The organism is Bacillus cereus group sp. MYBK108-1, assembly GCF_051917185.1.
Lineage (GTDB): Bacteria > Bacillota > Bacilli > Bacillales > Bacillaceae_G > Bacillus_A > Bacillus_A cereus.
The window spans coordinates 138218-159311 of record NZ_JBQAHZ010000007.1; the positions used below are offsets into that span (position 1 = coordinate 138218).

Here is a 21094-nt window from a genome sequence, read left to right on the forward strand (position 1 = left end):
TGATCATCACCCCATCAATTCAAAATGATACGAAGCAGCACTTAACGCGTATAACGGCGCCGTTTCTGTTCTTAAAATTCTTGGTCCTAAACTACATGGTACAAATTTATGTTCACGAAGCGCTGTAATCTCTTCCTCAGCTAAACCGCCTTCTGGGCCAAATACAATCAATAGCTTTTGACCTGGTTTCATTGTCGTTAAAGCTTTCGCAAAATTAGATTTCTCGCCTTGTTTTGCTTCCTCTTCGTAAGCAACAAGACAAGCATCATACTCACCACTCATTGAAAGCAATTGCTTAAATGATGCTGGAGCATGTACTTCTGGAATTTCACTTCTATGTGATTGTTCCGCAGCTTCTTTCACAATTTTTCTTAAACGCTCAACTTTTTTATCAGCTTTTTTCGCATCCCATTTTACGATAGAGCGAGATGCTTGAAATGGTAAGAATGCAGCTGCCCCAAGCTCAGTTCCTTTTTGAAAAATTAACTCTAGCTTGTCTCCTTTTGGCAGTCCACTTGCAATCGTCACGAAAACAGGAAGTTCACTTGACGCCTCTACCCATTCTACAATAGCCGTATTAATAAATTCACTGGTAATTTCATCAATTGAACATACTGCTGTTTTTCCATTTACACAGCAATAAATATGATCACCAGCTGACATACGCATCACTCTTGCGATATGATGTACGTCATCACCTACAATGCGAATACTTGTCTCATTTACATATTTCTCTTCTACAAAATAACGTTGCATATAATCACCTTAGTAGAGTTTCGTTCCTTTCGTAAGTCAACACTTACGAAAAGAACGAAACGTTATCATTTTTCATATAACAAACGGCAAGTCCCTCACCTTATAGTGAGAGACTCCCCTTTTCATTATAGACTAAAATCTATATTACGCATTTCGTGCAATAATTGCTACCCAATCTTCCATTCGTAACACTTCTTCAATTGTAAATCCAGCTTTTTCTAGCGCCTCAGAAATTACTTTTTCCTTCGCAGCAATAATGCCCGATGTAATAAATAATCCACCTGACTTCACAACTCTTGCTGCATCTTCAGGGAATAATAGAATAATTTCTGCTAATAAGTTAGCTACGATTAAATCAACAGGACCTTCAATACCTTCTAAAAGACTATTTTGTCCAACAGACACGATATCATCTGTTTTATTTAAACGTACATTCATTTCTGCACTTTCAACCGCAACCGGATCTAAATCATACGCTTGAACAGAAGACGCACCTAATTTTGCTGCTGCAATACTAAGTACACCAGAACCTGTTCCTACATCAATAATAGCGTCACCTGGCTGTACTGTTTTTTCTAAAGCACGGATACACATCGTTGTTGTTGGATGAGTTCCTGTACCAAACGCCATACCCGGGTCTAATTCAATGATTTTTTCATCAGGAGAAGATGGTGTATATTCTTCCCAAGTCGGTACGATTGTGAATGTATCAGAAATTTGTACTGGATGGTAATATTTTTTCCAAGCAGTAGCCCAATCTTCTTCATTGACTTCGTTAACGGTAATATTTCCAGTACCAATTTCGATGTCGTAAGATGGAAGCACATCAATAGATGATTTTACACCTGCAATCGTTTCATGTAAAGAATCGGTTTGCGGGAAATATGCTTTTATTAATACACCTTCCGCCGGATATTCATCTGGATTCAATGCATAAATTTCACCATATTGTTGCTCGCGCTCTTTCGTTAACTCCGCTGGATCCTCAATCGCAACTCCGCTAGCACCAGCTTCATGTAAAATATGAGAGACAGCTTCTACTGCTTCTTCTGTTGTATGAATACTAATTTCTGACCATTTCACAATTTACCAACTCCATTTTTTATTTCCATTATTCCCCTTTGAAAGCACGTTTAAGCTTTCCGAATAAACTATCATCCTGCTCTTCTTGTCCTGCAAATTCACGTAATAAATCTTTTTGCTGTGAAGTCAATTTCGTCGGTACAACAACACGAACGACTACATATTGATCTCCTTGACCGTATCCACGTACGTTCGGAGCACCTTTTCCTTTTAAGCGGAACTCTGTTCCAGTTTGTGTTCCTGCTGGGATTTTCAGCTTCACTTTACCATGAACAGTAGGGACTTCCACTTCAGCACCAAGTGCCATTTGTGCAAATGTTAATGGCATTTCGCAAATAATGTGGTCTCCTTCACGCTCGAAGAATTCATGATTTCTTACATGAACAACAACATATAAGTCTCCTGCTGGTCCGCCATTTACGCCGGCTTCACCTTTTCCAGACACACGAATTTGTTGACCATTATCAATACCCGCTGGAATTTTAACATTAATTTTTTTACGTTTACGAACTTTACCTGAACCGTGACATGTCGTACATTTTTCTTTAATAATTTGTCCAGTTCCTGAACAATGACCACAAGCTTGACGGTTTACGATACGACCAAACGGTGTGTTTTGTTCAACACTCACTTGACCAGAACCTGAACAATGTTTACATGTTTCTTTTGAAGTTCCTGGTTTTGCTCCACTACCTTTACAAGTATCACATGGATCTTCTACTGGAATTTCCACATTTAATTCCTTACCAAAAATAGCTTCTTCAAAATCTAAAGTGACTTGATATTGTAAGTCAGCGCCTTGGCGCGGAGCATTTGGATCACGACGTCTGCCGCCGCCACCGCCAAAGAAAGAACTAAATATATCTTCAAAACCGAAGCCACCGCCGAAGTCTCCTCCGCCGCCAAATCCACCGAATCCTTGATTTGCACCAGCATGACCAAATTGATCGTACTGCGCACGCTTTTGATCATCACTTAACACTTCGTATGCTTCTTGTACTTCTTTAAACTTTTCAATTGCATTTTCTTCTTTGCTTACGTCTGGATGGTATTTTTTAGCCAAACGACGATACGCTTTTTTTATTTCATCTGTTGAAGCGCCCTTGCTAAGTCCAAGGACCTCATAATAGTCTCGTTTACTCATAAATTTACAACCCCCGAATCTTTCACATAAACGTAATTTTAACACCGAAAGAAAGTGCTTTGCAACAAAGTTTCCTCACTTACAGTATGCAAAGCGAAAAACTTAAGATCCTCACACATCGCTTCTCATTCGTGAAAAAAGCCAAAGTCAAGGCACGCTTGACTTTGACTTTTTGTCATCTTACTTATTATGTTTACAGTTGAATTACTTGTCTTCTTTTACTTCTTCAAACTCAGCATCAACTACATTGTCTTTCTTCGCGCTAGCGTCTTGTGCACCTTGCGCACCTTCTGCTTGACCAGCAGCTGCTTGAGCTTGCTCGTATAATTTAACAGTTAATTGTTGTACGATTTCTTGTAAAGCATCTTTTTTCGCACGAATTTCTTCAAGCTCGTTTTTCTCGATTGCAGCTTGTAATGCTTCTTTCGCTTCTGTTGCTTTTGCAACTTCAGCTGCATCTACTTTACCTTCTAAATCTTTTACAACTTTGTCTGTTTGGAATACAAGTTGGTCAGCTTCATTACGAAGTTCAACTTCTTCCTTACGTTTTTGGTCAGCGTCAGCATTTGCTTCCGCTTCTTGTACCATACGTTCTACTTCTTCATCAGAAAGACCTGAAGAAGATTGGATTGTAATAGCTTGCTCTTTGCTTGTTCCTAAGTCTTTCGCACGTACGTTAACGATACCGTTCGCATCAATATCGAATGTTACTTCGATTTGTGGAATACCACGTGGTGCTGGTGGAAGGTCAGTTAATTGGAAACGACCTAACGTTTTGTTGTCAGCTGACATCGGACGCTCACCTTGTAATACGTGAATGTCTACTGCTGGTTGATTATCAGCAGCTGTCGAGAATACTTGTGACTTACTTGTTGGAATTGTAGTGTTACGCTCGATTAATTTCGTGAACACGCCACCCATAGTTTCAATACCTAAAGAAAGTGGAGTTACGTCTAATAATAGAACGCCTTCTACATCACCAGTAAGTACGCCACCTTGAACTGCAGCACCTAATGCTACAACTTCATCAGGGTTTACACCTTTATATGGCTCTTTACCAGTTTCACGTTTAATAGCTTCTTGTACAGCTGGGATACGAGTAGATCCACCAACAAGAATAACTTTATCTAATTCGCTTGGAGCAAAACCAGCGTCTTTTAATGCACGACGAGTTGGCTCTAATGTTCTTTCAACAAGACCTGCTGAAAGCTCTTCGAATTTCGCTCTTGTTAACGTTAATTCTAAGTGTAATGGACCAGCAGCTCCAGCACTAATGAATGGTAATGAAATTTGAGTTTGTGTTACACCAGAAAGATCTTTTTTCGCTTTTTCAGCTGCATCTTTCAAGCGTTGAAGCGCCATTTTATCTTGGCTTAAATCAATGTTATTTTCTTTTTTGAACTCAGCTACTAAGTGATCGATGATAACTTGGTCAAAGTCATCGCCACCAAGACGGTTGTCACCAGCAGTTGAAATAACTTCGAATGTGCCGTCTGCTAACTCAAGGATAGATACGTCAAATGTACCGCCACCTAAGTCATATACTAAGATTTTTTGTTCTTCGTCTTGTTTTTCTAAACCGTAAGCAAGTGCTGCTGCTGTTGGCTCGTTAATGATACGCTCAACTTCTAAACCAGCGATACGACCAGCATCTTTCGTTGCTTGACGCTCTGCATCGTTGAAGTATGCAGGTACTGTAATAACAGCTTTCGTTACTGTTTCACCTAAGTATGCTTCAGCAGAAGCTTTTAAATTTTGTAAAATGATTGCAGAAATTTCTTGAGGTGTATAATCTTTACCTTCAACTTCTACTTTGTAGTCTGTACCCATATGACGTTTAACAGACATGATTGTATTTGGGTTTGTAATTGCTTGGCGCTTTGCAACTTCCCCAACTTGACGTTCTTCATTTTTGAAAGCTACAACAGAAGGTGTTGTACGGTTTCCTTCTGGATTTGGGATAACCTTTGGTTCTCCACCTTCCATAACAGCTACACAAGAGTTTGTTGTACCTAAGTCAATACCGATAATTTTACTCATGGCGAATCCTCCTAGTTTTATGTAAATTATTGATTTACTTTTACCATTGATGGGCGAATCACACGGTCTTTTAATTTATAACCTTTTTGGAATTCTTCCACAACCGCGTTTGATTCAAATTCACTATCTTCCACTTGCATAATAGCTTGGTGTTCATTAGGATCAAACTGTTTACCAACAGCTTCAATCACTTCCACACCTTCTTTAGTCAGCGCTTCTAACAATTGACGATGCACCATTTCCATACCTTGTAACAAGGATTTCGTTTGCTCATCAGTCGCTTCCACTTGCATTGCTCTTTCAAAATTATCAAGAGCTGGCAAGATGTCTGAAACTAGACTTTGTGCTCTATATTTTTCAGCAGCCTGTTTATCCATTTGGACACGGCGCTTATAATTTTCAAAATCAGCTTGTAGACGTAATGTGCGACCTTCCGTTTCCGTTAGTTTCGCTTGTAACTCATCTACTTTTTCTTGTAAAAGAGCAGCCTCACTTTTTTCTTCTACAGTTTCTTCACTGTTTTCTGGCGTGACAGCTTCTTCAACTTGCGCTTCTTTTACTTCTTCTACCACTTGTTCGTTACGCTCTTCCACAATATTCACCTCCTTAAAAGGTATTAGGTATCATGCATAGCATGATTACCTAAGCATTATATATTACACACAGCAATGAAAATTTCATCACTTGAGCGAATGTATTACTCTCATTTACTTTTTAAGCCCATCAGTAAATTGTCTCGTAAATAACTGTAACAAACTAATTACACGAGAGTATTGCATTCTCGTAGGACCTAAAATAGCAATTGTTCCAAGTTGCTCTTCGCCGATTGAATATGTTGCAGAAATTAAACTACAATCCTCCATAGCCGTCGAAGAGTTTTCCCTACCAATTTTCACTTGAATCCCGACTTGTTTATGACGTAAAATGTCATAAAATTCGGCTTCATTATCAATCATGGTAAGTAAAGATCTAACCTTTTGAATGTCATGGAACTCTGGCTGCGAAAGCATATTTGCTTTTCCTCCAAAGTATATCTTTTCCGATAAAGGAACTTGAAATGTACCATCCAACATTTTTATTGCACTATCGTAATTATGAACATACCCACGTAAAACTGTAACAATCTCTTTAAAGATTTTATTATGAAGTTCTTCCATCGGTACGCCAGATAGCTTTTCATTTAAAATATTAACCATTTTTTCTAAATCTGATAAATCAACAGATTCCGGAACGGTAATCGTTTTACTTTGTACATGCCCTGTATCGGTTACAATAATAGCGACTGCAGTTTGACGATCAAGCGGCACAATTTGTACATTTTTAAGTTTATTTGTACTTAACTTCGGTCCAAGAACAATGGCCGTATAATTCGTAAGTTCTGATAAAATTTGAGCAGATTGCTGTGCAATTTTTTCCGCTTCAAAAATTCTTTCGGCAAATAAATCTTTAATTTGTACAATTTCAGCGTTCGGTAAGTTTTGCGGCGCTAAAAGATGGTCTACATAAAATCGGTAACCTTTCTCAGAAGGAACACGTCCAGAAGAACTGTGCGTTTTTTCAATAAAACCTAATTCTTCTAAGTCCGCCATTTCATTTCGAATAGTAGCTGAACTAAATGTAATTTCATCTTTTTTAGCCAACGTTCTAGACCCAACGGGCTGCGCTGATCCAATAAAGTCATCAATAATTGTTTGTAAAATTAAGAGCTGACGTTCCGTAAGCATCTCATCATCACCTCTGTTAGCACTCTTTGTCTTTGAGTGCTAAATCTATTAATAACTTACCAAAATTGACATTCAATTGTCAACGGAAACGTCACGAAATAATGAAACTTTTTCACGCCTATGGAACATTTAATTAGTCAATCAAAAATGATTGGAATACTTCATTCCCTAATAATTTTCCTTTTCGCGTTAAACGCACATGTCCATCTTCCTCTTCAAGCAATCCCTTCTCTTGGTTGCTTTGTAACTGCTTCGCGAAAACTTGATCCATCTCTACATTAAATTTATTGCGGAACGCCGTTTTAGAAACACCTTTTGTTTTTCGAAGCCCTAAGAACAGCTCTTCTTCCATTCTTTCTTTCTCCGTCACTTTGTGAACATCTAAATATGGAAATCCTGTTTCATCAATTTTATTAAAATATTGCTTCAGGGGACCTACATTTTGAATACGTTCCCCGTTCACATAACTATGAGCTCCAGCTCCAAATCCATAATACTCTTCATTATTCCAGTATGTGAGATTATGTCTACTTTTATTGTCACCTTTTGAGAAATTACTAATTTCATACTGGTTATAACCGTGTTTCTCCATTTCATCCATTACTATTTCATACATTTTCGCTTCATGGTCTTCACCCGGAAGACGCAATTTCCCTTTGTTCATTAAGTTATAAAACACTGTTTTTGGTTCCACAATTAATGAATATGCCGAGAAATGTTGTACACCAAGCGTAAAAGCAATATCTAATGTTTCTTTTACATCTTCTATCGTCTGTCCTGGCAAAGCATAAATAATATCTACATTAATATTTTTAAAGCCAACTTCCTGTGCTTCTCGAATCGCTAGGAATGCATCTTCCCTCGTATGCTTGCGCCCAATTTTCTCAAGCAGTTCATCACGGAACGTTTGCACACCAAAACTAATTCGATTCACTCCACCTTCTAGCAGTACATTCAACTTCTCTTTCGGTAGATCTCCTGGATTCGCTTCAAATGTTAATTCACAATTCGGGGCGAACGGACGCAAATGACGATTAATAATCTCGAGTAATTTTTTTGTCTGCTCCATATTTAACGCTGTCGGAGTTCCCCCGCCCACAAAAATCGTTTTCATACTATCAAACGGAACTTTTTGAACCGTATTTATTATTTCCTTCTCTAAATAATCTAAATATTGATCAACCGGTTGGCGTTCAATAAACACTTTATTAAAATCACAATAGTGACAAATGTGCTGACAAAACGGAATATGAATATATGCAGCTTGTACCAAATATAACTCCTACCTTTCTAAAAAGAAAACCTCCGCACTCCGGAGGGTTCTCTACTTCTCTAACGTATTACGAATTTGTTCCATTCGCATTTTTCCCCAATCATACATCATTTCAACGATCGGTAAAAGTGACATGCCTAGTTCCGTCATATAATACTCAACGCGAGGAGGAATTTCGGGATATACTGTCCGATCAACAATCCCATCTTCCATTAACTCTTTTAATTGGTTCGACAAAACTTTATGAGAAATGCTTGGGAATAACCGTTGTAATTCACTGAAACGATGCGGCCCTTCCACACCAAGATGCCACAGTATCACAACTTTCCACTTTCCACTAATAATAGAAAGCGTCAATTCCTTTTCACAATTAAAATTACCATTTTGTATTTTATCTTGAATATCTTTTCGAATATTTTCGGACATTAACAATCTCCTAACTCTATATGAACTAAAAAGCTCTCTCATTATTGTAAATGAGAGCTGCTCAGATGTCTAAAAAGTAATTATACAGAAAAAAGAAGCCGCACAAACGACTTCTTTTTTATTTCAAATATTAGTTGTCATCCATTTTCAGCACAGCCATGAATGCCTCTTGCGGTACTTCTACAGAGCCAACAGACTTCATACGTTTTTTACCTTCTTTTTGCTTATCAAGAAGTTTACGCTTACGAGAAATGTCACCGCCGTAACATTTTGCAAGTACGTTTTTACGCATCGCTTTAATTGTAGAACGTGCTACAACTTTATTTCCGATAGTCGCCTGAATTGGCACTTCGAACTGTTGTCTCGGAATTAATTCTTTTAATTTCTCTACGATTACTTTACCACGGTCATACGCTGAATCACGGTGTACGATAAATGATAAAGCATCCACTTGTTCATTATTTAAAAGAATATCCATTTTCACAAGTTTAGATGGTTTATAGCCAATTAACTCGTAGTCAAATGATGCATACCCTTTCGTATTTGATTTCAATTGATCAAAGAAGTCATATACGATTTCTGATAACGGGATTTCATATGTTAATGTAACACGCGTTTCATCTAAATATTGCATATCAATAAACGTTCCACGTTTACCTTGGCAAATCTCCATTACAGCTCCAACATAGTCATTCGGAACCATAATTGAAGCCTTCACAAACGGCTCTTCTACACGATCGATAGACTGTGGATCTGGCATATTAGATGGGTTATCAACAATAACATCTTCACCGTTAGTTAAATAAACTTTATAAATAACGCTTGGCGCTGTTGTAATTAAGTCAATCTTAAATTCACGTTCAATACGTTCTTGAATGATTTCCATGTGAAGAAGTCCTAAGAAACCACAACGGAAACCAAATCCTAGCGCTTGAGATGTTTCTGGTTCAAACTCAAGAGCAGAATCGTTTAACTCTAATTTTTCTAATGCATCACGTAAATCGTTATAACGAGCAGAGTCAATTGGATACAGACCACAGAATACCATCGGGTTTAACTTACGGTAACCTGCTAACGGCTCTGCAGCTGGACGTTTCGCATGTGTAATCGTATCACCAACGCGTGTGTCACCAACATTTTTAATCGATGCTGCTAAGAAACCTACATCACCTACTGTTAACTCGTCACGTTGCGTAGTTTTCGGTGTAAATACACCTACTTCTGTTACTTCAAATTCTTTACCCGTTGCCATCATACGTACTTTATCGCCAACTTTTACTGTTCCATTTACAACACGGATATAAGCAATTACACCGCGGTACGGATCATATAAAGAGTCGAAAATCATACATTGTAACGGCTCTTCTGAATCACCCGTCGGAGCTGGTACTTTTTCAACAATTTGTTCTAAAATTTCCTCAATACCAATTCCAGCTTTCGCAGAAGCAAGTACCGCTTCTGATGCATCTAAACCAATTACATCTTCTACCTCTTGACGTACACGTTCTGGATCCGCACTCGGTAAGTCGATTTTATTAATAACTGGTAAAATTTCTAAATTATTATCAAGCGCTAAGTATACGTTTGCTAACGTTTGCGCTTCAATACCTTGCGCTGCATCTACTACAAGAATCGCGCCTTCACAAGCCGCTAAACTACGAGATACTTCGTACGTAAAGTCGACGTGTCCTGGTGTATCAATTAAATGAAGAATATACTCTTCACCATCTTTTGCTTTATAGTTTAATTGTACTGCGTTTAATTTGATTGTAATACCACGCTCACGCTCTAAATCCATAGAGTCAAGCAACTGAGCTTTCATTTCACGTTGTGTTAACGCGTTTGTTTTCTCTAAAATACGGTCTGCTAACGTTGATTTTCCGTGGTCAATATGAGCAATAATAGAGAAATTACGAATTTTGGACTGTCTTTTTGCTCTTTCTTCTTTATTCATCTATGTTCTCAACTCCTAATAGTCTCGCCAATATACACTAGCACTGATTATATCAATAGAGCAACAAAGATTCAATGAAAACTCGTGCTGCTTACGATACAAATCATTCTATCTATATCTTATGCGAATAAACCATAAGAGACAAACCCTTTTCAAATTTTAAAACGGCTGTCTTACAAACCAGTAAAACAACCGCCTCCCATGTTACTCTTAGCTAAAAATTCCTTTTATTTTCCCAACAACGATATCCGTTCCGAACTTCGTCATTTCATAAGCTACACTTGCTACTGCCATCCCAATTCCTTCTACAACATTAAAACTTCTTAAACGTTCTAACTGTTGTTGTTTTTCTGAGGCCGAAAACGAGCTACCCAAAATTTCTGATTCAGCACCTGTACTTTCTGTCCCTGTCATATGAGCTATTTGTTCATATGACAGTTGCTGATAGCCTTTCATACTTTTCAAACCATGATTAGCAAGTGCCACTCCTGCTATCATCATAAGTAAACATAAAGCCACACTACATATACACAAAAGCGTAAAGCGACTCAAACGATAATCATCTGTTCCCCTCAATGTGTATATGCTCCCGTATTATCTTGATCAATTTGATGATGCAGCGCCGCATTTAAACCACTCGCTATTACATTCGCCATATCCTCAATAAAAGTATCTACTTCTTTTGGGGTTACCATTAAATTATGACCAAGAGGAGATAGCACTTCATAAATCAGCCTTCTTTTTTCTTCTTCTTCCAACGTACCAACAGCACCTAAAAACATATTTCTGCTCTTTTCATCCGGCATATCTTCTTCTGTTAATTTTTTCTTTTCTCCAAATGAAAATCCCGCTGGTAACAAAGAGCGTGAAGGTTTATTTCCTTCTTTCATCTCTCGGCCGAAATGTTTCAAAATAAAATCAATCGTATCACTTGTAATCGAAACAGCATCGACCACAGTCGGAACACCAATCGCGATTACAGGGATACCCAATGTTTCTTTACTTAGTTCTTTACGTTTATTCCCAACCCCCGATCCGGGATGAATTCCAGTATCAGAAATTTGTATCGTGCTATTTACTCGTTCAATAGAACGGGCAGCTAATGCGTCAATCGCAATTACAAAGTCCGGGTTCGTCTTCTCAATAATCCCATAAATAACATCGCTCGTTTCAATCCCTGTAATTCCCATTACCCCCGGCCGAATTGCACTAACAGGCCTAAATCCTTCTTCTACACTTTCAGGCTGTAATTGAAACAAATGTCTCGTTACTAATACATTTTCTACAACTATCGGTCCAAGAGCATCTGGTGTTACATTCCAATTCCCAAGACCTACAATTAAACAGCTTGCTTCTTTTGTAACGCCAACCTCTTCTAAGAAATTAGAAAATTCTTTTGCAAAAATACGCTCCACTTTTTGTTGAAGTTCTGTATCTTGCTGACGTATACCTTGAACTTCAAGCGTTAAATAATTTCCAGGCTTTTTACCCATCGCTTCAGAGGCAGCTTCATCAATTGTTACTTTTGTAATTATAGTACCCTCTTCTTCTCTCTCTTTTACAATAACTCCCTGTATCCCTTTTTGTTCTTCTTGGCTTTCTTGCAACATTTGATGGGCTTCTACAGCAAGGTCAGTTCTAATGCTATATTTACTTAAATCTAATGGTTCTTTCATCGTATCTCCTCCGTAATTCATAGTAAATATCGTTAGATTTCCCAAAGTTATATAAGGTCATTCTTTCCTTTACGTGAAATTTCATGGATATACTATTGCAATTCTCTTCACCGTTTGATAGAATATCACTTGTTCTATGTAAGAATCGAGTCATTCGATTGCACCAGGGAGGTGAAAAGTATGGCAAACATCAAATCTGCTATCAAACGCGCTAAACTTAGCGAAGAGCGTCGTGCACATAACGCTTCTATCAAGTCTGACATGCGTTCTGCTGTTAAAACTGTTGAAGCTTTAGTTACTAATAACGATCTTGAAAATGCTAAAGAAGCTTTCAAAACTGCTTCTAAAAAACTTGACAAAGCAGCTCGTAAAGGTCTTATCCACCAAAACGCTGCAGCTCGTCAAAAATCTCGCTTAGCGAAACAAGTAAACGCGTAAGGCGTTTAAAAAACGATCCATTTGGATCGTTTTTTTATATACAAAAAAGTTCATGTACTAAGTACATGAACTTTTTTGTGTCATCACATATGATTTAATCGCATTAAGAAAAACTCGAGCACAAGTTTCTTATCCATCTTTCCCGTCTTCATACTATAATCAGCTTCCGCTAATTCTATAATCACTTTTTTTAATTCTTCAAAAGAGAAAAACTTCGTTTGATTCATTGCCAACTTCACGCGATACGGATGTACACCAATATGAGACGCAATTTGATTTTGTCCATAACCACGTTGCTGTAGCTCTTTCACTTGATACAACAAGCGGAATTGACTCACTAATAACGCAAGCAATTTAATCGGCTCTTCCTGCTGCGTAAATAATCCATCCAAAATTTGCATTGCACCTGCAATATCTTTTTTCACCACTTTTTCTGTCAAAGCGAATACATTTTGCTCAACGGATTTTGGCACAAGCTCTGCAACAAGTTTCGTCGTAATCTCTCCACCCATACCAACGTATAACGTTAACTTGTCCATTTCCTTCGCCAACATTGTTACATTACTTCCCACAAGCTCTAACAACAAACTAACAGCCGCGTTATCAATATGCACATGTACTTCATCTGCACGAGCAACAATCCACTTCTGAACATCCTGCACTTGCATCGCATTTGCTTCTACTACATCTGCTGTTTTCTTTAATAGTTTTGTAATTTTTTTTCGCTCATCAAGTTTTTCGTAAGGCGCAACAAAAACAAGAATAGAAAATGGAGAAGGTTCACCAATGTATTCTTCTAAAATCTTTATATTTTGCTCTAACTTTTCTTTTTGCGAGGTCAAAAATAGCGGTGACTTTATTAACAGCACTTTCCGTTCTCCGAAGAAAGGAAGCGTACGCGCATCCTCAACCACATCTTCTAAATACGCTTCTTCTAAATCGTATGTCACAACATTAAACTCTCGATCTTCTTCTTCAAGTGCTTCTGTTGTAATAAGCTTTATCGTTTCATTTATAAAAAAAGCTTCCGTTCCATATAGTAAATATAACGGAGCAAACTGTTTCTTTTTAATTTTTTTATGTATATCACTCATACTTTTTCCTACTCCCTAACTTGGCAATATATATTTATACTAATGCCCTAGCTTTTGTTTTACAAGTACAAAGGAACAGGCTTTATAACCCGTCCCTTTATTTATATTAAACGCCACGCAATAAGCCCCGGGTTTCTTATTGGTGTGCGGTAATCACCTTCCCTTTATTATTCGCAATAAAAATTTGAGTATAAGTGCCAACTGTTAACATGCTTGGAAACGAAAAACTCACATTACTTCATGATTTAAAAGTAGCAAAAAAGCTCGTTTTCTCTTCATATGGAAATTGTAGATTTTTTTCTGACAATATTTTATACTAAAGTGGAATGTTGGGGAGGGATTCTAAATGAATGATTTTGAACAAAACGTTCAAAGTAAACGCAATGACGCTATTGATTCAGGGGTAGGATTTATCGTCTCATTTGGTTTTTTCGCAACACTTTTCATCATTGCAACTGTTATTAAATTTATCGGTTCTTAAAGACTGCCACTTCATGGCAGTCTTCTCTTTTTCATCTATTATGTGTTTTATCATATGTGATTTTACTTTTAAAGGTTCCATTTTTCCCTTTAAAAACATAGGAAATAGCACCTTGCTTATCCGTGCGCCATATCGCACTCCCCATCTTCTCAAAACGCTCTATCACTTCTTTATGCGGGTGTCCATACCTATTCTGCTTACCAACAGATATAATCGCTACACGAGGCTGTATGACGTTCAAAAAAGGCTCTATAGATGACGTATTACTCCCATGATGAGCAACTTTTAAAACATCCACTTGTAAATCTGGATATGCCTCTACTAAAATCTTTTCCCCTTCTTCTTCCAAATCGCCTGTAAATAGCCACTTCAACCCTCCAAATTTTGCCCATATTACAATTGAAGCGTTATTTTCGCTTTTTTCTTTTCCTTTTGGAGCTAAAACGAAAAATTCCGCTTCATTTACACTCCAACTCGCCCCTTCCCCCACTTCAGTTATTTTCATTTCCTTTTCTAATGCCTGTTTCTTGACTACTTTTTCTAATACTGCATCTTTTCCCTTTCGGCCAAATACCACTTCTTTTACAGGTATATATGATAATAATTCTTGCGCAGCACCTATATGATCTGCATCTCCATGCGTTACGATTAATTTATCAATTGTTTTAATACCTTCTTTTTGTAAAAAGGGTATTAAAACATCATTCCCAACAGAAAATTCATGCTTTTTTTGTTGCCATTCTTCCTTATTCACACGAAGCGTTCCACCTGTATCAATAAGATAAATCCCTTTATCATACGGAAGGCGAATTAATATTGCATCACCTTGTCCAACATCAATAAATGTTACACTTCCGCTTCCTCTAAAATATGGATATACATAATGACATGTGCTAATAAAAATAAATACACTCGCAACTATACAAACCATTTTTTTCGGCGCTCTTCTTTCCCAAACCATCAATATACTGACAATACTCGCGCAATATACAGCTACAAGATTGAAGGGCGTTTCCCCGAAGATAAGCTGGGTAAATGGTAAACTTTCACAATAACTTAGAAAATCATTAGACATACTCAAGCCTACTGATAATACATCCGCAAATCCTTTTGCAAGAAACGGGACAATTGGCATACACAGTAAAATAATAATGCTACATGGTAATACAATGATAGATAAAAACGGAACGTATAAGAGATTGAGGAGAATGCTATATGGAGAAAAATAACCAAAGTGATATAACAAAATCGGAGTACTAACGAGCTGTGAAATGATAGAAATATAAATAGAATTTCGGATTACTCCGTTGCTACTCCCTAACAATAACGGAGCAGACAAAAGTAAAGCGAAGCTACCTACAAAAGAAAACTGAAATCCAATATTAAAAACAAGATAAGGGTCATATATAAGCATACATATAGCTGTTACACTTAAAGCATCTAAACTAGATAAACGAATCGAGCACATAAAAGCAATCAACATCAAAACCCCTGTTATAGAAGCTCTTATAACAGAGGGTGAAGCCCCTGCTAAAACCATATACAAAGGAATACAAATGATAAGGCAAATTGTTGCTACCTCCCTCGTCGCACCGCTTCTTAGCAAAATAAAATATACTATCACCATCAACAATACAATGTGTGAACCTGAAATTGCTAACAAATGTACAAGACCAAATTGTTGATATTGCTCTTCCACTTCAAACGTCATTTGTTGTCTATCACCAAAGAGTAATGCATTCATAAAAGCACCTGATTGCTCTGGAAACATTTCTGTAACTTTCGAGATTGCTTGTTGCCTTAAAAGAAGAATCCATTGCGTGAGCGACAGTGATGTTTTATAGCATTCAGAAATATATGTAGCCTCAAATGTGAAATGAATATGTTGCTTGTATAAATAATCACGGTAATTAAAACCATGAAAATTCCGAGCTGTTTCCGGTTCTTTCCTCTCACCCTCGAATACACATGATATCCCTGCGTATAATTGTTGCATTTTTTTCTTTTCCAAAGCTGATTTTATTCTATAACTTAACTGCACTATATTTTTATTCTGATCTTCAAATTGAAAAGATAGGCGATCCCCATTAACAAGCGGTGTGTTTTGTATAACCCCTCTTGTAACTGCATAGGGCTTCCCTAGAGGCTTATTCCATACTTGAACATAGGAAGTGTATATAACGCTACTAAAGCACGCTACAATACAAAAAATGAAGGTTTTACGCGAAGTGCGATATAAACAGAAGAAAACATTTAAAAAGAGGCAAAAAACTATCAATAAAAGTGACGAGGAAAAGGCAATTGCAATCCCTATTATAAACGAGATTGCAACATACCCCCATTGTTCTTGCAACTTATACTCACTCCTTATAGCATCATTTTTGCTTTCGTGAATACATGCTGTAATTCTTCCATTGATAAATTATCTTTTTCTAAAGACACAAATAATTCTTTCAACTCTGTATAACGTTTTTGATCCTCTAATGCAGCAATATCATATTCTAGCGGAACGTGTTTCACTGTTACATTTGCTTGTTCAAATAACTCTATGGCGTATGGATGATTTTTATAATCCTGCGCATAATAAACCGCTGTAATACCACTTTGAATAATTGCCTTACAACATTGTAAACAAGGGAAATGCGTAACGTAAATTTCTGCTTCCTCTGTTTTCGCACCAAACTTGGCACATTGTAATAAAGCATTCATTTCGGCATGAATTGTCCGAACACAATGATTATCGATTACGTAACAACCATCATCTATACAATGTACGCCACCTTTAATTGAACCATTATATCCACCAGCAATAATTCGTTTATCGCGAACGATTGTCGCTCCTACCGCAAGCCTTGTACATGTACTACGCAAAGATAGTAGATGGCTTTGCGTCATAAAATATTGATCCCATGAAATTCGTTCCATATTTTTCACCTACTTTTTTGTCTACTTGTAGTGTAGCGAAAGAAGAAAAACTTCGTCAATCTTTTACGGAATAATAATTTGATCTTTTATCTTTTCAAGAGACTTCGCACCAATCCCATCAATCTCTAATAAATCTTCTATTTTCTGAAACGGACCATGTTCTTCTCGATATTTCAAAATACTTTCTGCCTTTCGAGAGCCAATCCCTGTAATTTTTTCTAGTTGTTCTTTCGCCGCTGTATTTATTCGAATCTTGCCATCTTCCTTAGAAGAAGTAAGCACCCCTTGTTCTGATTCATTTTTACTCGGTATATAAAGAAGCATTTGATCTTGTACAATTTGTGCTAAATTCACTTTTTTCATATCTACTTCTGATAAAAAACCACCAGCCTTTTGAACCGCATCCTTTACGCGATCTCCTTCCTTCATTTCATATACCCCTTCTTTACTAACCGCTCCTTTCACATCAATTATAATTGTTCTTTTCTGTTCCTTTGTATCCGATATTTTCGGTTTACCCTTTTTTTCGATCTCCTTCTCTTGTACATTCATTGTAATAGGCATTCGTTCTACACTCTGATTCGTTTTCCAAAAAACAAGAAAAAGTAAAGTTCCAATAATAGCTACTAAACCTAACCACTTTTTCGGAAAATCCCACATCATTTTACACCTCTAATCATAAATTTATAACATCATTCATATTGTTTAGGAGAAAGCTGTTACGAAGGAGGGATGAAACTTTGAACATAGGAATTATAGGGACAGGAAACATGGGGAATATACTAATCGATGCATTTTTAGAAACCCGTGCTGTCAAACCTTCGTGCCTTACAATCATTAATCGGACGCCTGCAAAAGCATATCATATAAAAGAAAAATACCCTTCTGTTCATATAGCAAAAACAATCCCGGAAGTAATCGAACAATCACAACTTATTTTTATTTGTGTCAAGCCGATAGATATATACCCTATCCTAAAAAAATACGCTGAACATTTTTCTGATGAAACGTGCTTAGTTTCTATTACAAGTCCAATATCTCCATCACAATTAGAGACTCTCGTACCTTGCCACGTCGCGCGTATCATTCCAAGTATCACAAATCGCGCGCTCTCTGGCGCCTCACTATTTACATTTGGAGATAATTGCTCTGAAGAATGGCAACAAAAACTACTTCGTCTATTCAAAAACATTTCTACACCTCTTGTAATAGAAGAAGATATAACGCGCGTTTCATCTGATATAGCAAGTTGCGGTCCTGCTTTCTTTAGTTATTTACTACAATGCTTCATTAACGCTGCTGTAGATAAAACAAATATTACACACGAAGAGGCTACTACTTTAGTAAGTGAAATGGTCGTGGGGATGGGGAAATTACTTGAAAAAGAAATCTTCACATTACCTACCTTACAAGAAAAGGTTTGCGTGAAAGGCGGCGTTACTGGGGAAGGCATTCGGGTTTTAGAAGAGCACGTTGGAGATATGTTCCATAAGTTAATCGAGCGAACACATGAAAAATTTGATGAAGATTTAGAATGCGTTGATCAGCAATTCAATAAACACACATAATAAATACGTCATTTTCATTCCAAATCCTTTTTATAAATACTTACTTTTTTACAATACATTTTCACTTCAACTACTATTCCCACACTTTACGCATACAATCTTCAGATTATGCTAGAACTAAAAATACATCTTCTTTATAAAACAAAAGCAACCTTCTCGGTTGCTTTTGTTTTATCCGTTTTTCTTCGCCATGAAGAAAATACGCTCTGTTTGTTCTGTAACTTCAAGTCGCTCAAAATCACCTGTTACACGAAGCACTGTAAAACCTGCTTCTTCAAGCCATTTCGTTAACTCTTCCACTTGATATGCACGTTGCACGTGACATTCGTCAAACCGATGGTACACATCTTCTTCCGGATCTTGAACAAAGAATGTTAAATCATGCTCTACACTATTTGATTCTTCACCAGGGAAGCAATTCCAAATAAGAGATATTTCTTCTCCATTCACTGTATACGTTTCATTTTGAAATACATGATGTATTTTATATAAAGAATGTACATCAAATAAAAACAAACCATCTTGACGTAAATGATGAAATACTCTTCTAAATGTTTCTTGTACTCCATCTTCTTGCAATACATAATTTAATGAATCACAAAAGATGGTTACACAATCAAACTCACCTGGAACATCAAGCTCTCGCATGTCTTGTTGATAAAAAGGAATAAAGTATCCCTCTCCTCCTAGTTTTTGCTGAGCGACTGTTAACATTTCTTCTGAAAGATCGACACCTATTAAATCGTAACCCTTTTGCACAAGCGGCAGGGTTACATTACCTGTACCGCATGCTACATCAAGAATTTTTGCCTCTTTCACATCTGCCTGCTGTAAACTTTCCTCTGTAAATTCCACCCATTTATCATAAGGGACATCATTCATTAGTTCGTCGTACAACAATGCAAATTGTTCGTATTTCATTGGCCTAACTCTTCTGTAATATCTTCACGTGGCACATCGCCCCATAGACGCTCTAAATTATAGTGATTACGCTCATCTTTATGGAATACATGAGCAACTACATCTCCAAGATCAACTAATACCCAACGTGCTTCGTCAAACCCTTCCATACGTTGTACGTCGATTTGGAACTCATGTGCTTTTGATTTAATTTCACGTGCAATTGCTTGCACTTGTTTGTCTGAATTTCCGTGACAAATAATGAAATAATCTGCAATTGGTGAAATACCTTGCATATTTAGGACAACCATATCTTCTGCTCTCTTATCATCAGCTGCTTTTGCCGCTAATACTAATAAATCTTTATCGTTCATTTACTCATTTCCTCCTTGATAACTGCATTGTATGTTTGGAATGTTAATGGATAAATCGTCTGATCTTTTTCCATTAAAAATTGAATTGTTCTCTTTAACGCAAATAATAAAGCTTGATTTATATCCGTATATGCGAGTTTACGAGCCTCTTCCACTCCTGGAAACTTTCGCCCAGGTTCAATGTAATCAGCTACATAAATCACTTTATCTAACATCGTCATATTCTCATGACCACTTGTATGATATGTAATAGCTTGCAAAATTTCAGAATCCGTAATACCTACTTCTTTTTCTACTAAGTATGCCCCAACAGGTGCATGCCATAACTCTTTGTTATAGCAAAGTAAATCTTTCGGCAAATCTTCACGTTTAATAATCTCTTCCATCTCTGAAATTGCTCTACATTTCGCATAATCATGGAATATAGCTGCCATCTCTGCTTTTTTTTCGTCCACACCGTATAACTTAGCAAGCTCAATCGCTGTCTCCATTACACCAATTGTGTGTATATAACGTTTTTCATGCATTTGTTGTTTGACAATATGCAGTGCATTCTCACGATTCATACAACCCATTCCTCTCGATATATACCTGTACTTTTTCGGGAAGTAAATATTTACACGTTTTCTTCTCCTTATATCTCTCACGTAATAAGGATGAAGAAACTGCAAATTCCGGAATTTCCACTGTAGTAATCTTATATGGTGTATGCAATGTATACCCAGGTCTTGCAACTCCAACAAACGTTACAAGATTAAGTAAAGCTTCAATGTTATACCACTTCGGTAAATACTCAACCATATCCCCACCAATAATAAAGTGAAACTGCACATCCGGATACTTCTTCGTCAATTGTAACATAGTGTCATACGTATAAGATGGGCCCTTCCTACTTAGCTCTTCTAAACAAATAGAAAAGTGCTCTTCTGCCTCAGTCGCGAGCTCTAACATATGTAAACGACTTTCTACACTTGTAATATTCCGCCCTTGTTTATGTGGCGGAATCTGGTTTGGCAAGAACCATACTTCTTCCAAGTTCAAAGCGTGATATACTTCATTTGCAATTAGCAAATGTCCATAGTGAGGCGGATCAAAGGTACCGCCAATGATGCCAATTTTTCTCAAAAGAAACGCCCCTTCCTTTTACATACAGCAACTCTCCTCGGTTAGGAATGAAGAGAGTTGCTATTAATAAAAGTTCAATTGGTTTCGCTCTCTACATCATTACGCATAAACGA

At 37.2% G+C, this 21094-nt stretch carries 22 protein-coding genes; 3 read left to right on the forward strand and 19 right to left on the reverse strand.

The annotated features are described in order from the left end of the window. Positions 1–6: 6 nt before the first annotated feature. From ACTFSL_RS13000 to gpr, 11 genes are all read right to left on the reverse strand, one after another. Positions 7–756 (reverse strand): 16S rRNA (uracil(1498)-N(3))-methyltransferase, encoded by a 750-nt coding sequence (locus ACTFSL_RS13000; RefSeq protein ID WP_001190154.1) that lies wholly within the window; start codon positions 754–756, stop codon positions 7–9. Between the two features lie 144 nt (positions 757–900). Further along, the gene (gene prmA, locus ACTFSL_RS13005) at positions 901–1839 is read right to left on the reverse strand and encodes a 50S ribosomal protein L11 methyltransferase (protein ID WP_000872097.1); all 939 of its coding nucleotides are present in this window, start codon (positions 1837–1839) and stop codon (positions 901–903) included. Positions 1840–1867: 28 nt separating this feature from the next. Continuing rightward, positions 1868–2983, reverse strand: a complete 1116-nt coding sequence (dnaJ, locus tag ACTFSL_RS13010; protein ID WP_000043946.1) for a chaperone protein DnaJ — start codon at positions 2981–2983, stop codon at positions 1868–1870. 204 nt (positions 2984–3187) lie between these two features. After that, entirely contained in the window at positions 3188–5023 is a 1836-nt protein-coding gene (gene dnaK, locus ACTFSL_RS13015; protein WP_136363637.1) for a chaperone protein DnaK, read from the reverse strand. 26 nt (positions 5024–5049) lie between these two features. Further along, entirely contained in the window at positions 5050–5616 is a 567-nt protein-coding gene (gene grpE, locus ACTFSL_RS13020; RefSeq protein WP_000392711.1) for a nucleotide exchange factor GrpE, read from the reverse strand. Between the two features lie 114 nt (positions 5617–5730). Then, on the reverse strand, positions 5731–6747 hold the full coding sequence (gene hrcA, locus ACTFSL_RS13025) for a heat-inducible transcriptional repressor HrcA (protein WP_000954941.1): 1017 nt from the start codon (positions 6745–6747) through the stop codon (positions 5731–5733). Between the two features lie 133 nt (positions 6748–6880). After that, positions 6881–8020, reverse strand: coding sequence for a radical SAM family heme chaperone HemW (gene hemW, locus ACTFSL_RS13030; RefSeq protein ID WP_065222845.1), 1140 nt, complete (start codon positions 8018–8020; stop codon positions 6881–6883). 51 nt (positions 8021–8071) lie between these two features. After that, on the reverse strand, positions 8072–8446 hold the full coding sequence (locus ACTFSL_RS13035) for a winged helix-turn-helix transcriptional regulator (protein ID WP_001293539.1): 375 nt from the start codon (positions 8444–8446) through the stop codon (positions 8072–8074). Positions 8447–8576: 130 nt separating this feature from the next. Beyond that, entirely contained in the window at positions 8577–10400 is a 1824-nt protein-coding gene (lepA, locus tag ACTFSL_RS13040; RefSeq protein WP_193410389.1) for an elongation factor 4, read from the reverse strand. Between the two features lie 210 nt (positions 10401–10610). Then, a complete protein-coding gene (locus tag ACTFSL_RS13045) occupies positions 10611–10976 on the reverse strand; it encodes a YqxA family protein (protein WP_001215037.1) in 366 nt (121 codons plus the stop codon). Further along, complete coding sequence (gene gpr / locus ACTFSL_RS13050) at positions 10973–12076, reverse strand: GPR endopeptidase (RefSeq protein WP_440041820.1); 1104 nt, start codon at positions 12074–12076, stop codon at positions 10973–10975. The genes ACTFSL_RS13045 and gpr overlap by 4 nt, the downstream gene beginning before the upstream one ends. A gap of 180 nt (positions 12077–12256) precedes the next feature. On the opposite strand from gpr, the gene rpsT reads away from it, so the two are divergent. Then, positions 12257–12514, forward strand: coding sequence for a 30S ribosomal protein S20 (rpsT, locus tag ACTFSL_RS13055; RefSeq protein ID WP_001274011.1), 258 nt, complete (start codon positions 12257–12259; stop codon positions 12512–12514). A gap of 83 nt (positions 12515–12597) precedes the next feature. On the opposite strand, the gene holA is transcribed toward rpsT, so the two are convergent. Then, positions 12598–13608 (reverse strand): DNA polymerase III subunit delta, encoded by a 1011-nt coding sequence (holA, locus tag ACTFSL_RS13060; RefSeq protein WP_001279923.1) that lies wholly within the window; start codon positions 13606–13608, stop codon positions 12598–12600. A 346-nt stretch (positions 13609–13954) separates the two neighbouring features. On the opposite strand from holA, the gene ACTFSL_RS13065 reads away from it, so the two are divergent. After that, the gene (locus tag ACTFSL_RS13065; RefSeq protein ID WP_000997609.1) at positions 13955–14089 is read left to right on the forward strand and encodes a YqzM family protein; all 135 of its coding nucleotides are present in this window, start codon (positions 13955–13957) and stop codon (positions 14087–14089) included. 31 nt (positions 14090–14120) lie between these two features. On the opposite strand, the gene ACTFSL_RS13070 is transcribed toward ACTFSL_RS13065, so the two are convergent. The 3 genes from ACTFSL_RS13070 to ACTFSL_RS13080 all read right to left on the reverse strand — a co-directional run bounded on the left by ACTFSL_RS13070 (position 14121) and on the right by ACTFSL_RS13080 (position 17677). Continuing rightward, on the reverse strand, positions 14121–16442 hold the full coding sequence (locus ACTFSL_RS13070; protein ID WP_440041821.1) for a DNA internalization-related competence protein ComEC/Rec2: 2322 nt from the start codon (positions 16440–16442) through the stop codon (positions 14121–14123). Positions 16443–16456: 14 nt separating this feature from the next. Beyond that, entirely contained in the window at positions 16457–17014 is a 558-nt protein-coding gene (locus ACTFSL_RS13075) for a ComE operon protein 2 (RefSeq protein WP_000439770.1), read from the reverse strand. A gap of 63 nt (positions 17015–17077) precedes the next feature. Next, positions 17078–17677 carry a helix-hairpin-helix domain-containing protein gene (locus ACTFSL_RS13080; protein ID WP_000989932.1) on the reverse strand — a complete coding sequence of 200 codons (600 nt, stop codon included), beginning with the start codon at positions 17675–17677 and terminating at the stop codon, positions 17078–17080. A 77-nt stretch (positions 17678–17754) separates the two neighbouring features. Between ACTFSL_RS13080 and comER the strand changes: the two genes are divergently transcribed. Continuing rightward, entirely contained in the window at positions 17755–18582 is an 828-nt protein-coding gene (gene comER, locus ACTFSL_RS13085) for a late competence protein ComER (RefSeq protein ID WP_001020554.1), read from the forward strand. Positions 18583–18753: 171 nt separating this feature from the next. Here the strand turns inward: comER and ACTFSL_RS13090 are convergent, their stop codons facing one another. From ACTFSL_RS13090 to nadD, 4 genes are read right to left on the reverse strand one after another with little or no spacing between them, the layout of a single operon-like run. Next, complete coding sequence (locus tag ACTFSL_RS13090) at positions 18754–19503, reverse strand: methyltransferase domain-containing protein (RefSeq protein ID WP_440041822.1); 750 nt, start codon at positions 19501–19503, stop codon at positions 18754–18756. Next, positions 19500–19856, reverse strand: coding sequence for a ribosome silencing factor (gene rsfS / locus ACTFSL_RS13095; protein WP_000998173.1), 357 nt, complete (start codon positions 19854–19856; stop codon positions 19500–19502). The genes ACTFSL_RS13090 and rsfS overlap by 4 nt, the downstream gene beginning before the upstream one ends. Next, positions 19853–20422 (reverse strand): bis(5'-nucleosyl)-tetraphosphatase (symmetrical) YqeK, encoded by a 570-nt coding sequence (gene yqeK / locus ACTFSL_RS13100; RefSeq protein ID WP_001078477.1) that lies wholly within the window; start codon positions 20420–20422, stop codon positions 19853–19855. Before yqeK ends, rsfS begins: the two co-directional genes overlap by 4 nt. Beyond that, a complete protein-coding gene (gene nadD, locus ACTFSL_RS13105; protein ID WP_001226048.1) occupies positions 20412–20981 on the reverse strand; it encodes a nicotinate-nucleotide adenylyltransferase in 570 nt (189 codons plus the stop codon). The genes yqeK and nadD overlap by 11 nt, the downstream gene beginning before the upstream one ends. Positions 20982–21094 lie beyond the last annotated feature (113 nt).

Excerpts from the sequence above, each read along its gene's own strand:
- dnaJ (WP_000043946.1), bottom strand. The coding sequence starts at position 2,983 with ATGAGTAAACGAGACTATTATGAGGTCCTTGGACTTAGCAAGGGCGCT.
- ACTFSL_RS13065 (WP_000997609.1), top strand. The coding sequence starts at position 13,955 with ATGAATGATTTTGAACAAAACGTTCAAAGTAAACGCAATGACGCTATT.
- ACTFSL_RS13080 (WP_000989932.1), bottom strand. The coding sequence starts at position 17,677 with ATGATGTGGGATTTTCCGAAAAAGTGGTTAGGTTTAGTAGCTATTATT.
- dnaK (WP_136363637.1), bottom strand. The coding sequence starts at position 5,023 with ATGAGTAAAATTATCGGTATTGACTTAGGTACAACAAACTCTTGTGTA.
- holA (WP_001279923.1), bottom strand. The coding sequence starts at position 13,608 with ATGAGTGATATACATAAAAAAATTAAAAAGAAACAGTTTGCTCCGTTA.
- ACTFSL_RS13000 (WP_001190154.1), bottom strand. The coding sequence starts at position 756 with ATGCAACGTTATTTTGTAGAAGAGAAATATGTAAATGAGACAAGTATT.
- hrcA (WP_000954941.1), bottom strand. The coding sequence starts at position 6,747 with ATGCTTACGGAACGTCAGCTCTTAATTTTACAAACAATTATTGATGAC.
- yqeK (WP_001078477.1), bottom strand. The coding sequence starts at position 20,422 with ATGAATCGTGAGAATGCACTGCATATTGTCAAACAACAAATGCATGAA.
- lepA (WP_193410389.1), bottom strand. The coding sequence starts at position 10,400 with ATGAATAAAGAAGAAAGAGCAAAAAGACAGTCCAAAATTCGTAATTTC.
- gpr (WP_440041820.1), bottom strand. The coding sequence starts at position 12,076 with ATGAAAGAACCATTAGATTTAAGTAAATATAGCATTAGAACTGACCTT.
- ACTFSL_RS13035 (WP_001293539.1), bottom strand. The coding sequence starts at position 8,446 with ATGTCCGAAAATATTCGAAAAGATATTCAAGATAAAATACAAAATGGT.
- ACTFSL_RS13090 (WP_440041822.1), bottom strand. The coding sequence starts at position 19,503 with ATGAAATACGAACAATTTGCATTGTTGTACGACGAACTAATGAATGAT.
- rpsT (WP_001274011.1), top strand. The coding sequence starts at position 12,257 with ATGGCAAACATCAAATCTGCTATCAAACGCGCTAAACTTAGCGAAGAG.
- rsfS (WP_000998173.1), bottom strand. The coding sequence starts at position 19,856 with ATGAACGATAAAGATTTATTAGTATTAGCGGCAAAAGCAGCTGATGAT.
- ACTFSL_RS13075 (WP_000439770.1), bottom strand. The coding sequence starts at position 17,014 with ATGGAACGAATTTCATGGGATCAATATTTTATGACGCAAAGCCATCTA.